12 protein-coding genes, 1 pseudogene and 1 riboswitch are annotated in these 13060 nt (G+C 71.5%); of the genes and pseudogenes, 3 read left to right on the top strand and 10 right to left on the bottom strand.

The genetic code is table 11. The features are described 5' to 3' along the window. A pseudogene (locus tag ADY01_RS40365) lies at positions 1 to 220 on the top strand (hypothetical protein); the annotation flags it as partial. On the opposite strand, the gene folE reads toward ADY01_RS40365, so the two are convergent. From folE to dacB, 6 genes are all read right to left on the bottom strand, one after another. Further along, on the bottom strand, positions 204 to 821 hold the full coding sequence (gene folE / locus ADY01_RS06590; RefSeq protein WP_049567135.1) for a GTP cyclohydrolase I FolE: 618 nt from the start codon (positions 819 to 821) through the stop codon (positions 204 to 206). The pseudogene ADY01_RS40365 and the gene folE sit on opposite strands and share 17 nt — an antisense overlap. Before the next feature lie 101 nt (positions 822 to 922). After that, on the bottom strand, positions 923 to 2926 hold the full coding sequence (gene ftsH, locus ADY01_RS06585) for an ATP-dependent zinc metalloprotease FtsH (RefSeq protein WP_049567149.1): 2004 nt from the start codon (positions 2924 to 2926) through the stop codon (positions 923 to 925). A gap of 215 nt (positions 2927 to 3141) precedes the next feature. Then, entirely contained in the window at positions 3142 to 3681 is a 540-nt protein-coding gene (hpt, locus tag ADY01_RS06580; protein WP_420715601.1) for a hypoxanthine phosphoribosyltransferase, read from the bottom strand. A gap of 53 nt (positions 3682 to 3734) precedes the next feature. After that, on the bottom strand, positions 3735 to 4787 hold the full coding sequence (gene tilS / locus ADY01_RS06575) for a tRNA lysidine(34) synthetase TilS (protein ID WP_049567127.1): 1053 nt from the start codon (positions 4785 to 4787) through the stop codon (positions 3735 to 3737). A 178-nt stretch (positions 4788 to 4965) separates the two neighbouring features. Further along, on the bottom strand, positions 4966 to 6147 hold the full coding sequence (locus tag ADY01_RS06570) for a zinc-dependent metalloprotease (protein WP_049567124.1): 1182 nt from the start codon (positions 6145 to 6147) through the stop codon (positions 4966 to 4968). A gap of 115 nt (positions 6148 to 6262) precedes the next feature. Continuing rightward, complete coding sequence (dacB, locus tag ADY01_RS06565; RefSeq protein WP_049567121.1) at positions 6263 to 7678, bottom strand: D-alanyl-D-alanine carboxypeptidase/D-alanyl-D-alanine-endopeptidase; 1416 nt, start codon at positions 7676 to 7678, stop codon at positions 6263 to 6265. Between the two features lie 90 nt (positions 7679 to 7768). Between dacB and ADY01_RS06560 the strand changes: the two genes are divergently transcribed. Both ADY01_RS06560 and ADY01_RS06555 read left to right on the top strand, forming a co-directional pair. After that, entirely contained in the window at positions 7769 to 8263 is a 495-nt protein-coding gene (locus ADY01_RS06560) for an inorganic diphosphatase (protein ID WP_049567118.1), read from the top strand. Positions 8264 to 8329: 66 nt separating this feature from the next. Beyond that, a riboswitch (guanidine-III (ykkC-III) riboswitch) is annotated at positions 8330 to 8399 on the top strand. A gap of 13 nt (positions 8400 to 8412) precedes the next feature. Further along, a complete protein-coding gene (locus ADY01_RS06555; protein ID WP_049567115.1) occupies positions 8413 to 8727 on the top strand; it encodes a DMT family transporter in 315 nt (104 codons plus the stop codon). 70 nt (positions 8728 to 8797) lie between these two features. Here the strand turns inward: ADY01_RS06555 and ADY01_RS06550 are convergent, their stop codons facing one another. The 4 genes from ADY01_RS06550 to ADY01_RS06535 all read right to left on the bottom strand — a co-directional run bounded on the left by ADY01_RS06550 (position 8798) and on the right by ADY01_RS06535 (position 13012). Next, positions 8798 to 10402 carry a threonine/serine ThrE exporter family protein gene (locus ADY01_RS06550; protein ID WP_049567112.1) on the bottom strand — a complete coding sequence of 535 codons (1605 nt, stop codon included), beginning with the start codon at positions 10400 to 10402 and terminating at the stop codon, positions 8798 to 8800. A 123-nt stretch (positions 10403 to 10525) separates the two neighbouring features. Next, positions 10526 to 11290: a MerR family transcriptional regulator gene (locus ADY01_RS06545; protein WP_049567109.1), complete on the bottom strand. Its 765-nt coding sequence runs from the start codon at positions 11288 to 11290 to the stop codon at positions 10526 to 10528. A gap of 73 nt (positions 11291 to 11363) precedes the next feature. Next, positions 11364 to 12104 (bottom strand): ABC transporter permease, encoded by a 741-nt coding sequence (locus ADY01_RS06540; RefSeq protein WP_049567105.1) that lies wholly within the window; start codon positions 12102 to 12104, stop codon positions 11364 to 11366. After that, on the bottom strand, positions 12101 to 13012 hold the full coding sequence (locus ADY01_RS06535) for an ABC transporter ATP-binding protein (RefSeq protein WP_049567102.1): 912 nt from the start codon (positions 13010 to 13012) through the stop codon (positions 12101 to 12103). Before ADY01_RS06535 ends, ADY01_RS06540 begins: the two co-directional genes overlap by 4 nt. Positions 13013 to 13060 lie beyond the last annotated feature (48 nt).

Raw genomic sequence — 13060 nt, 5'->3', positions numbered from 1 at the left:
GGCCCCGCAGGCCCCGCCCCCGCAGACGGAGCCCGAGCAGACGGGTGCCCCGCCGCCGCAGCGCCGACCGCAGCAGCCCGCGGTCGCGCCGCCTCCGCAGCGGCCCGGCGGGTTCGACTTCTTCGGCACCGGCACCGGACCCGGCACCGGACCCGGCACCGGACCCGGCTCCCGTCCTGGCAAGCCGAAGGGGACGCGGAAGGCTAGCGGGCGAGGATGAGGCTCATCGCCTCGGCGCGTGTGGCGGCGTCCCTGAGCTGGCCGCGCACCGCCGAGGTGGTGGTCTTGGCACCGGGCTTGCGGACCCCGCGCATGGACATGCACAGGTGCTCGCACTCCACGACGACGATCACGCCCCGGGGCTCCAGGATCCGCATCAGCGAGTCGGCGATCTGAGTGGTCAGCCGCTCCTGCACCTGGGGCCGCCGGGCGAACACGTCCACCAGGCGCGCCAGCTTGGACAGCCCGGTGATCTTCCCGCTGGACGACGGGATGTACCCGACGTGGGCATGCCCCACGAACGGCACCAGGTGGTGCTCGCAGGACGACAGCACCTCGATGTCCTTGACCAGCACCATCTCGTCGTGGCCCAGGTCGAACGTGGTGGTCAGCACGTCCTCCGGGCGCTGCCACAGGCCGGCGAAGATCTCGCGGTAGGCCCGTGCCACCCGCGCCGGGGTGTCGCGCAGCCCCTCGCGCTCCGGGTCCTCACCCACCGCGATCAGCAGCTCGCGTATCGCATTCTCGGCGCGCTTCTCGTCGAACTCGCCGATCGGGCCGTGGCCGGACTCATCGCCCGTCAGCGTCACCGGGTCGGTCATGTGCTCCTCGTTCCCTTGTCGCCGGGCGCTCCCCGTCCCTCACGCACGGCCGCGCCCCTCACGATAGAACGTGAGAGGCGCGGCTGGGCATTCCGGGCGGGTCAGTCGTCGGTGCGCTCCTCGGGCACCGGCTCCAGCGGAGGCTTGCCCTTGTCCAGACTCCCGTTCGCCAGGTTGATCTCCTTGGTGGGGAACGTCACCGGCGGCCGGGTCGACGGCGTGCGCCGTGTGGAGCCGGTCCACGCCGGGCGCGGGGGGCGCTTGATGACCGGGGTGAAGACCTCGGCCAGCTCCTCCTTGTTCAGCGTCTCCCGCTCCAGGAGGGCGAGCACGAGGTTGTCCAGCACATCGCGGTTCTCCACCAGGATCTCCCAGGCTTCGTTGTGCGCGCCCTCGATGAGCTTCTTGACCTCCTCGTCCACCAGCCCGGCGACCTCCTCGGAGTAGTCGCGCTGATGGCCCATGTCCTTGCCGAGGAACGGCTCCGAGTTATCCTGGCCGAACTTGATGGCGCCCAGGCGCTCGGTCATGCCGTACTGCGTCACCATGGCCCGCGCGGTGGTCGTCGCCTTCTCGATGTCGTCGCCCGCGCCGGTGGTCGGGTCGTGGAAGACCAGCTCCTCCGCCGCGCGACCGCCCATCATGTAGGCGAGCCGGTCGAGCATCTCGTTCCGCGTGGTGGAGTACTTGTCCTCCTCCGGCAGCACCATGGTGTAACCGAGCGCGCGGCCCCGGGAGAGGATCGTCACCTTGTGCACGGGGTCGCTGTTGGGCGACGCCGCCGCGACGAGGGCGTGCCCGCCCTCGTGGTACGCGGTGATCATCTTCTCCTTCTGGCTCATGATCCGCGTGCGCTTCTGCGGACCCGCCACCACCCGGTCGATCGCCTCGTCGAGGAACTGGTTGTCGATCATCGTCGCGTTCCCGCGGGCGGCCAGCAGCGCCGCCTCGTTGAGCACGTTGTTCAGATCGGCACCCGTGAAGCCGGGGGTGCGCCGGGCGACGGCCGAGAGGTCGACGTCCGGGGCGACCGGCTTGCCGCGCTGGTGGACCTTGAGGATCTCCAGGCGGCCCTGCATGTCGGGCCGGTCCACGGCGATCTGCCGGTCGAACCGGCCGGGACGCAGCAGCGCCGGGTCGAGGATGTCGGGCCGGTTCGTCGCGGCGATCAGGATCACGCCGCCCTTGACGTCGAATCCGTCCATCTCGACCAGCAGTTGGTTGAGCGTCTGCTCCCGCTCGTCGTGCCCGCCGCCCATGCCGGCGCCGCGGTGGCGGCCGACCGCGTCGATCTCGTCCACGAAGACGATCGCGGGCGCGTTCGCCTTGGCCTGCTCGAACAGGTCGCGGACCCGGGAGGCGCCGACGCCGACGAACATCTCGACGAAGTCGGAACCGGAGATCGAGTAGAACGGCACGCCCGCCTCGCCCGCGACGGCGCGGGCCAGCAGCGTCTTGCCGGTGCCGGGCGGGCCGTAAAGCAGCACGCCCTTGGGGATGGTGGCGCCGACGGCCTGGAACTTCGCGGGCTCCTGAAGGAACTCCTTGATCTCCTGAAGCTCCTCCACGGCCTCGTCCGAACCGGCCACGTCGGCGAACGTGGTCTTGGGGGTGTCCTTGGTGATGAGCTTGGCCTTGGACTTCCCGAAGTTCATCACCCGGGAGCCGCCGCCCTGCATCTGGTTCATCAGGAAGAGGAACACGACGATGATCAGGAGGAACGGCAGGATCGACAGGAGCATCCCGACGAACGGGTTCTGCGACTTGGGCGAAACGGTGTAGCCGTCGGGAATCTGGCCGTCCTGGAACTTGGACTGGAGGTCCCGCGCCAGGTCTTCACCCTGGCCGTCGATGTAGTTGGCCTGGACCTTGTCGCTGCCCTCGATCTCCTGACCGTTCTTGAGCTCGATCCTGACCGTCTGCTCGTCACCTGTGGTGAGCTCGGCCGACCTCACCTGGTTCTGACTGATTGCCTGGACGACCTCGCCGGTGTCCACCTTCTTGAAGCCCTCGGACGAGCTGAACACCTGCATCAGCAGAATCACGGCGAGGACGGCCAGCACGATCCACATCACTGGCCCACGGAAATAACGCTTCACGTCTATCCATACGGGGCGGCGCGGCCCCGTCCCTCCTGCCACGTTAGAGGCACAGCCCCCGGATGGGATCCGCTGTGCGCGCGGTGTCGGCCGATGTGCGCCCGGCCTTGTCTCAGCTGACCTACCGCGACGGTACCCCAGCACTGCCGCCCAGCGCTGCTGGGCATGGGGAGCCTTCGCCTTCCCCAACTAAACGGTAGGGCATCGTCCGGTGTTCCCGGTTATCCGCTGTAGACGTGGGGAGCGAGCGTGCCGACGAACGGCAGATTGCGGTACTTCTCCGCGTAGTCGAGTCCGTAGCCGACCACGAACTCGTTGGGAATGTCGAAGCCGACCCACTCGACCTGGATGTCGACCTTGGCCGCGTCCGGCTTGCGCAGGAGCGTGCAGATCCGCAGCGAGGCGGGCTCGCGGGAGCCGAGATTCGACAGGAGCCAGGAGAGGGTGAGCCCCGAGTCGATGATGTCCTCGACGATCAGCACGTGCCGGCCCTGGATGTCGGTGTCCAGGTCCTTGAGGATGCGGACGACGCCCGAGGACTGGGTGCCGGCGCCGTAGGAGGACACCGCCATCCAGTCCATGGTGACCCGGGACGACAGGGCACGGGCGAGGTCGGCCATCACCATCACCGCCCCCTTGAGGACCCCCACCAGAAGGAGGTCCTTCCCCGCGTACTCCGCGTCGATCTTCGCGGCCAGCTCCGTGAGCTTGGCGTCGATCTCTTCCTTGCTGATGAGCACCGACTCGAGGTCGGCTCCCAGGTCCCTGTCCTGCACCCGTGCCACTGCTCTCTACTGGCCCTACGCGTCCCGGCCTACTGGCTGGCCTGTTGGAGCACCAGTCTGCCACCCTGCCTTCTCGCCTCGACCCGGCCCGGCAGATTGAGCGGACGCTGCCCGCGCCAGGCGGTGATGAGGCGGTCGGTCTCCTCGATGTGGCGGGCGAAGAGCGAGCCCGCCGGGGCGCCGGCGGCGATGGCGGCGCGGCGCAGCACCCGGCGTCTGACGGCCGGGGGCAGGGGGCGCAGCGCCGCGATCTCCAGCGTCCCGTCGGGGCGGGTGGCCGCCCGCTGGGCCTCCAGCGCCCAGGCGTCGAGCGCGTCCGCGTCGTCCCGGGAGAGCTGGGCGGTGCGGGCCAGCGCCTCGACGACGCCGCGCCCGAGCGCCTTCTCCAGCACGGGCAGCGCCTCGTGCCTGACGCGGGAGCGGGTGAAGGAGGGATCGGCGTTGTGCGGGTCGTCCCAGACGGGCAGGGACTGGACGAGGCACGCCTTCCGCGTGGTCTGGCGGTCGACGGCGAGGAACGGGCGGCGGTAGTGGTGCGCCGCGTCGCCGCAGGCCGAGGGGCCCGGCGGCCCGGCCGGGCCCGAGGGGCCGCCGGAGACGGCCGCCATCCCGGAGAGCGAGCGGGTGCCCGAGCCGCGGGCGAGGCCGAGGAGAACGGTCTCGGCCTGGTCGTCCCTGGTGTGGCCGAGGAGGACGGCGGCGGCGCGGTACCGCTCGGCGGCGGCGTCGAGGGCGGCGTATCTGGCGGTGCGGGCGGCGGCCTCGGGGCCGCCGTCACGGCCGACGTCGACGGCGACGGTGTCCACGGGGTCGAGCCCGAGCGCGGTCAGCCGCTCGGCGACCTCGCGGGCCCTGGCCCCCGAGCCGGTCTGGAGGCCGTGGTCCACGGTGATGCCGCCGGCCCTGACGCCGAGCCGGGGGGCCTCGAACGCGAGCGCGGACGCGAGCGCCATGGAGTCGGCACCGCCCGAGCAGGCGGCGAGAACCAGGGGGGCCACCTCGGGACGGGCGTCGTGGAGGACTTCGTGCAGAGCGCGGCGGACCGCCAGGCGTATCGCAGCGACCGCGGGGTGGGGACCCATATCCGAATCACTTCTCTCTGGGAGCGAGGGGCTCTGAAGCGCTGTCACGCTGAGTGCGTAAATGGTGACAGAGGAGGTCTGTTACCCGAGCATCGCACGCCAGGCATGCCGCCACGGTCCCTCGTACGAGTGATTCCGGAACGATTTCGCAACCGGCGCCGCCGGAAGGGGTCCAGGGCTAGGCGGCGCCGGGTGACATACGGGCGACCCACTGCTCCGGGTGGGCGATCTCATCCTTGCTCGGGAGGGTGTTGGGCGAGGTCCACACCCGGTTGAAACCCTCCATGCCCGAGCTCTCGACGGCGGTGCGGACGAACCGCTCGCCGTCGCGGTACTGACGCAGCTTGGCGTCCATGCCCAGCAGGCGGCGCAGCGCGCGGTCCAGGCGCCCGGCACCGGTCTGCCTCCTGCGGGTGAACTTCTCCCTGATCTCCGCGACGGTGGGCACCACGTCGGGACCGACGCCGTCCATCACATAGTCGGCGTGCCCTTCGAGCAGCGACATCACGGCGGTGAGGCGGTCGAGGATCTCCCGCTGCCGCGGGGTCTGCACGAGGTCGACGATGCCGAGGCCGCCGCCGCCCGGGGCCTGGCCGGGCTCGTCCGCGACGCCGTCGCCCGTCCCGTTCCCCGCCTCGCTCCTCGGCTCCTCGCCGCCGCGCTGGCCGGTGAGCGACTGGAACGCCTGCCTGACCCGTTCGACCAGGGTGGCCGGGTCCACGTCGGCCTCGCCGAGGAACGCCTGGATCTCGCTCTCCAGATGGTCCCTCAGCCACGGGACGGCGGTGAACTGGGTGCGGTGGGTCTCCTCGTGCAGGCAGACCCAGAGCCTGAAGTCGTGGGGGTCGACCTGGAGTTCGCGCTCGACGTGGACGATGTTCGGCGCGACGAGCAGCAGCCGGCCGGCGCCGGGACCCTCGCCGCCGGGCAACTGCGGGGTGGCGGGGGCGAACGTCTCGTACTGGCCCAGCACGCGCGAGGACAGGAACGACAGCAGCATGCCGACCTCGACGCCGGTGACCTTGGAGCCCACCATCGTCAGGGCGGAGCCGCCGGGCATGCCGGAGCGGCGCTCGCGCATGCGGGTCATCAGGGGCTGGAGCACCTCGCGGAACCCGGCCACGTTCGCCCTGACCCAGCCGGGCCGGTCGACGACGAGCACCGGTGTGTCCACGGTGCCCGCGTCGAGGCCGGTGTAGGCGCGGACGTGCTCCTCCGCGGCGGCGGCGTGGCGCCGCAGCTCGGCGACGATCTCGCGCGCCTCGTCGCGGCTCACCTCAGGTCCCGGCCGCGTGATCCGGGTCGCGGTGGAGACCGCGAGGTTCCAGTCGACCAGGTCCGTTCCGCCGAAGCTCGTCATGCTGTCAACGGTACGTGGCCCGCGACGAAAGCGGATAGGGCACAGGGCACCGCGCGGGCGCCCTCGGCCGCCGGGGGCCGGGAACGCCACCGGGAACACGGCCGCGGCGGGCCCGCTAACGGCAGCGGCAGGTGGTGAGGGCGGCGGCGGCGGCGTCGAGGGCGGCCTCGGCGTCGGCCTCCGCCGCGGTGTCCGAGGCGAGGAACGCGAAGCCGAGGACGCGGCCGTCCCGGGTCACCGCGGTGCCGGCGAGGGTGTTGACGCCGGTCAGCGTCCCGGTCTTGGCGCGCACCACCCCGGCGCCCGCGCCCGCCGACTCGTCGTAGCGGCCCTCGAGCGTGCCGGTGAAGCCGGCCACCGGCAGGCCGGTCAGGGCGGCGCGGAGTTCGGGCCGCTCGGGGTCGGCCGCGGCGGCCAGGGCGTGGGTGAGGAGCGAGGCGGTGACGCGCCCGTCGCGGTCCAGGCCGCTGGCGTCGGCGATCCGGACGTTGCCCAGCGGCAGCCCGAGCTCCTCGAGCTGCCCGGTGACCGCGCGGCCGACGCCGCGGAAGTCGCCCTCCTCGCCGGCGGCGAGGGCGGTGGCGCGGGCGACGGCCTCGGCGAGGTCGTTGTCGCTGTGCGTCAGCATGCGTTCGACCAGCGAGGAGAGCGGGGCCGAGTGGTGGACGGCCAGCTCCTCGGCGCCCTCGGGCGCGGCCCCGCGGGTGTCGGCGGAGCCGGTGACGTCGATACCCGCGCCGCGCAGGTGCCGGGCGAACGCGTCGGCCGCGTCGGCGGCCGGCTCCTCGGAGCGGGGCGCGGGGCCGTGGGTGCTGTCGTCGGTGCGGCCGGCGTTGAGCTGGAGGGGCGTGATGGTGGCGATGTTGGTGTTGCCTGCCCCGATCGGGTGGTGCTGATCGCGGTAGAGGGAGGTGTCGTAGGCGATCCGGACGCGGCCGGTGTCCCGTTCACGCAGGGCCTCGGCGGTGCGTTGCGCCAGGCGGGCGAGGTCGTCGTCGGTGAGGGTCGTGTCGCCGCCGCCGACGAGGAAGACGCGTTCGCCCTCCGGGTCGAGGACCGCCCGGGTGGCCAGCCGGTGGTCGGGGCCCAGCGCGTTCAGGGCGGCGACGCCGATGACGATCTTGACGGTGGAGGCCGGGGCCCTGGGCGAGCGGGCGTCCTCCCGGTAGAGCACGTCGCCCGAGGAGAGGTCGATGACCGCTCCCGCCACCCCGCCGCCGAGCGCCGGGGCGTCCAGCAGTTCGGAGATCGCGCGCTCGACCGCGGCGGGGGTGCTCTCGGGGGCCCGCCCGTCCAGCGGGTCGAGAACGGGCGCGGCTGCCGGTACAGTGCTCGCGATGCGCTCCGTGTCCGACTCCTCACGGATCGCGTCCGCGACCGCGTGGTCGCGTTCCGCCGTGCGCTGGCCGGCGTCCCATGGCCCCGCCAGGGCTACCACCCCGGCGGCGAGGGCCAGCCCGACGACGGCCGCACCCACGGCCAGACGCCAGGTCGCCCGGTGCCGTCGTAGCAATTCCGCTGCCCTGCGCACTGCCGGACCAGCCCCTTTCGCATCAGGACACCTGCGTGAGGGACACTTAACCACCTGTCGCGTGCACAGATCGTTTAAGGAGTGTCCCCCGTGGAGTTCGACGTCACCATCGAGATCCCGAAGGGTTCCCGGAACAAGTACGAGGTGGATCACAAGACGGGACGGATTCGACTGGACCGTCACCTCTTCACCTCGACTGTCTACCCGGCGGACTACGGATTCGTGGACGGCACGCTGGGCGAGGACGGAGATCCGCTGGACGCGCTGGTGCTTCTGGACGAGCCGACGTTCCCCGGATGCCTCATCCAGTGCCGGGCGATCGGCATGTTCCGGATGCGGGACGAGGCGGGCGGCGACGACAAGCTGCTGTGCGTTCCGGCGTCCGACCCGCGCATGGAGCACCTGCGGGACATCCACCATGTGAGCGAGTTCGACCGCCTGGAGATCCAGCACTTCTTCGAGGTCTACAAGGACTTGGAGCCGGGCAAGTCGGTCGAGGGCGCCAACTGGGTGGGCCGCACCGAGGCCGAGGTGGAGATCGAGGCGTCCTTCAAGCGCGCGGCCGACGCGGGCGAGCACCACTGACCGGCCGCTGAACAGTCGGCCGGGGTCTCGCACCGTCCCGCCCCTCCCGTCCCGGACGGTGTGAGAGCCTGGCCGGAGAGCTCGACAGGCTCCTGGACGAGGCGCGTCGTACCCAGTCATGACAAGACGGCGCGAGGGAGCTGTGCGCGATGGCCTGGGTGGTCCTGATCGTGTCCGGGGTTCTGGAAGCCGTGTGGGCGACGGCGCTGAGCAAGTCCGAGGGATTCAGCCGGCCGACGCCGACCGTGGTGTTCGTGCTGGGGCTGGTCCTGAGCATGTCGGGGCTGGCCTATGCGCTGCGCACCCTGCCGGTGGGCACCGGCTATGCCGTGTGGGTCGGCATCGGCGCGGTGCTCACGGCCGCCTACGGGATGGCGTTCGACGGCGAGGCGGCCAGCCCGCTGCGGGTGCTGCTGCTCGCGGGGATCGTCGGCTGCGTCATCGGCCTCAAGCTCGCCCACTAGCGGATGGCGCGTGCGCGACCCACCGGCCGGGTCCCCTCGACGGCCCAGTCGCCAGTCGACGGCCCGGCGGTCAGAAGCCGCGCGTGCGCTTGGCGCCGCGGCGGCCGATGGGGGTGGTGAGGCCCGGGGTCTTGATGAACAGCCGGGCCGTCTCGCTCCCCAGGTTGACCCCGACGGCGATGGCGAGGGCGAGGGTGACGGCGCTCAGCAGGTTCTCCAGGCCGGTGTTGACGTTGCCCTGGGCGAAGCCGAGCAGGCCCAGGTAGACGGCGCTGCCGGGGAGCAACGGGCCGATGGCGGCGGTGACATAGGGCAGCGACGAGGTGAACCGGTAACGCGACTCGAGCTGCCCGAAGAGTCCGACCATGCCCGCGCCCACGGCCGTGGCCGCGAACGGCGAGAGCCCGGCCGTGTCGTGCATCGCTCCATAGACCAGCCAGGCGATGCCGCCGTTGAGGGTGGCGGGGATGACCGTGTTCCTCGCCTGCTGGAGCAGCACGCAGAACGTGAGGGACAGCAGCAGCGCCGCGCCGAGCTGGATGCCGGGTCTGACGGCGCGCTCGACCACGTCGGGGTCGAGCCTGACCCCCGAGGTCTCGCCGATGTAGAGCACGCCGAGGACGCCGCAGACGATGCCGACGCTGAGGTAGACGACTTCGAGGAGACGGGCCGAGGCGGTCAGGTAGTACCCGGTGAGCCCGTCCTGCACCCCGGCGACCAGGGCCCGCCCGGGGATCAGCGCGAACAGCCCGCCGGTGATCACGGCGGCGGCCTGGACCTCCTCACGGCCCGTGGTGTGGAGCGCGGCCCAGGTGACCCCCAGCGCCGCGGGCGGCATCGCCGCGGCGACGAAGTGGTAGAACTCCGGCAGGCCACGGCTGGCGGCGATCCAGGCCAGCCGGTCGCCGAGCATGGCGCCCAGCGCGGCCAGCAGGAACACCTGCCAGCCACCGCCGACCAGCGTGCTGGCCGCCCCGGCGAGGAGCCCCGAGGCCACGGTGAGCTGCCACTTGGTGAACGGGTGCCGGTTGCGCCGGATGGTGGCCAGCCGACCGTACGCCTCCTCCAGCGTGACCGTGCCGGAGGAGATGTCGTCGACCAGCTGGAACACCGCCGCCAGCCGGGTGTAGTCGGTGCCGCGGCGGCGCACCGTGCGGCTGAGGGAGACCGGCGCGTCCACCAGCGACGGCTGGTGGGTGACCGAGATCAGGGTGAAGGTGACCGTGGCCTCGCACCGGTCCAGGCCGTAGGCGTGGGTGACGCCGAACATGGCCGCCTCCACGTCCTCCGCTCCCTCACCACCGGCGAGGAGCAGCTCCCCGATCCTCAGCGTCAGGTCGAGCACGCGGGGAACGGGGTGGGCGGTCTCTTCCTCGCCCCGCACCGCCTTCTCCGGCGCGGGCCGCTCGGCGAGCGGGAGCCGCACCAAACTGCGCATGCGGTCCTGCCACGGAGCCGTCCTCGTCCATTCCAGTGCCGGGATGCCCTGCGCCGGGGTGAACTCGTTGTGCGGCTCGGGGCGCAGGGGAACCGTCAGCCCCCGGGGGACGGCGAACTCGGAGGTCGGGTGGTCGTCGGACGGGGGCAGCGCCAGCCCCTCGGGTACGACGAACCCGGAGGTGGTCTCCTGGTCCGTCGGCTCCTGACCGCCCGGCCGTATGCTCTCGCCGGCCACGTGTGATGCGCTCCTTGCTCGGAACCTTCAGGGTCCGCACCCGAATGGGCTACCCCTTCGCGAGCATAGGATGGTCCTCCTTTCAGCGAAAAAGAGGACCGGGCCCCGAGGACGTGACGCTCGTCACCGCTCGGTGCGGCGGGCCACATTGGCCAGGATCGCCTCCCTCATATAGGCGGACAGCCCGGGCCGCAGCTGGTCCGTGGTCCTCGCGTACCGATCGTCGGAAGCGAAGAGCTCGGCGATTCCCGCGTGCGTCTCGTAGGGACAGTCGTAGTAGTAGTCGCAGATCTGCTGCCGGTGCTCCTCGGCCAGGTCCATGGCGGTCGCCGAGTCGGCCGCGACCCCCGCGTCCAGGGCGGCGACCCAGCGCCGGTTCAGGTCGTCGGCCGCCGCCTTGATCCGCTCCCAGTCCTCCTTGGTGTAGGACGCGGCCCTGCGCTGCGACTCCCGGAACGCCTCGGTGTTCCCCCAGCGCCGCTCCGCCTCCTCCGCGTGGTCGTCGGGGTCGAAGTCCCCGAAGACCTCGAACTTCTCCTCCGGGGTGAGATTGATGCCCATCTTCCGTGCCTCCATGGCTCGTTGGACGGCCGCGGCCATGTCGCGCAGCTTCTCGATCCGGGCCGTCAGCAGGCCGTGCTGACGGCGCAGGTGCTCCTGGGGATCCGCGTCGGGGTCGTCCAGCAGCACCGTGATCTCCTCCAGCGGGAAGCCGAGCTCCCGGTAGAAGAGGATCTGCTGCAATCGGTCCAGGTCGGCGTCGCCGTACTTCCGGTGGCCCGCGTGCGTGCGCTCGCCGGGCTCCAGAAGCCCGATCTCGTCGTAGTGGTGCAACGTGCGCACCGTGACCCCGGCGAAGTCGGCGACCTGGCCGACCGAGTAGCTCACGTCCGTCTCCTTGTTCTCGGGTACGGCCTCACGGTGGTCCCTCACCCAACGTGAGGTGCAAGTCCGGGTCCGATCAGGCGTCGCGGGCCCGGAGAACCGCGTATCCCCCGGTGATGGCCGCAAGCGACCAGGCCGCCATGACGGCCAGCGCCGCCGTCGTGCCGTAGGGGTCACCATGACCCGTCATCAGCACCGATCCCGCCGTCAAGGGCAGGAAGTCCCCGGCGCGCTCCAGCCACTCGACGCCCGTGATCCCCAGCAGCTGAGGCAGTGCGAGCAGGAGGAGAACGCCGGTGATGGTACCCGCGGAGCTCCGCAGCATGGTGCCGAGGCCGAGGGCGAGCATGGCCAACCCCGCCGCATAGGCGGCGGTGCCGAGGGCGGTGGACAGCGCCTCGCCGACGGTGAACGTGCCGACCTCGCCCATGAACGGCGCGGCCGAGGCCGTGCCGACCGCGCTGAGCAGGAGCCCCGCGCCGCCTATGACGGCGGTGACGACGGCGGTCTTGCTGAGCAGCATCCGTCCCCGGACGGGCACGCTGTGCAGCGTCGCCCTGATGGACCCGCCGGAGTACTCGGCGGTGATGGCGAGCGTGGCCAGCGCGACCAGGGTGAGCTGGACCAGCAGCATGGAGTCGGCGGCGGCCTGCGGGGCCGTGGTGATGGTGTCGATCCCGTTCTCCGCGCTGGCCTTGGCCGACAGGCCGAGCACGGCGGAGAGGCCCGCGGTCAGGGCCAGGCCGGCACCCAGGCTCCACGGTGTGGACCGCACGCTCCACAGCTTGGTCCATTCGAAGGCGAGCGCGCCTTTCATTTCCCCTCCCGTTCGCCGTATTCCACGCTGTCCGCCGTCAACTCCATGTACGCCTGTTCCAGGGTGGCCTGGCGCGGGCTGAGCTCGTGCAGAGGGATCCCCTCCGCAAAGGCCAACTCGCCTATGGCGTCGAGTGATCCGCCGCCCACCATGATTTCTCCCGCGTTCGGACTTTCGACCGTCATTCCGGAGCCGAGGAGCCGCCGCCCCAGGTCCTCGGCCCTCGGGGAGCGGACCCGCACCGCGTTGCGTGCACTCCCGCCGATGACCTCGGCGATGGGTGCGTCGGCTATCAGCCGCCCACGGCCGATGACGACGAGGTGGTCGGCGGTCTCCTGCATCTCGCTCATCAGGTGACTGGAGAGGAAGACGGTGCGCCCCTCCGCGGCCAGCGACCGGATCAGCTCCCGTATCCAGCGCACGCCGTCGGGGTCGAGGCCGTTGACCGGCTCGTCGAACAGCAACACGCGCGGGTCGCCGAGCAGGGCCGCGGCGATACCGAGGCGCTGGTTCATGCCCAGGGAGAAGGAACCGACCCGCTTGCGCGCCACCTCCGCCAGGCCCGCGAGCTCCAGGACCTCGGCCACCCGCCGGGCCGGTATGCCGTTGCTCCTGGCGATGCCGAGCAGATGACTCCTGGCCGTCCTGCCCGGGTGTGCCGAGCCGGCCTCGAGCAGGGCGCCGACCTCCCGCAGCGGGTGGGGCAGCGTCGCATAGGGCCGCCCGTCGATCAGTGCCGTGCCGGCGGTGGGCGCGTCCAGGCCGGTGATCATGCGCATGGTCGTCGATTTCCCCGCGCCGTTGGGCCCGAGGAATCCGGTGACCCGGCCGGGCCGGATTTCCAGGGAGAGACCGGCGACCGCCACTTTCTCTCCGTACCTCTTCGTGAGATCTCGCAGAACAATCACGGGTCACACGCTAGGGACGGCGCACCCCCGTGACATCTGGTCGATCGG

Source organism: Streptomyces sp. SBT349, assembly GCF_001083795.1.
Lineage (GTDB): Bacteria > Actinomycetota > Actinomycetes > Streptomycetales > Streptomycetaceae > Streptomyces.
This window is presented reverse-complemented; position numbering and strand designations above follow the sequence as displayed.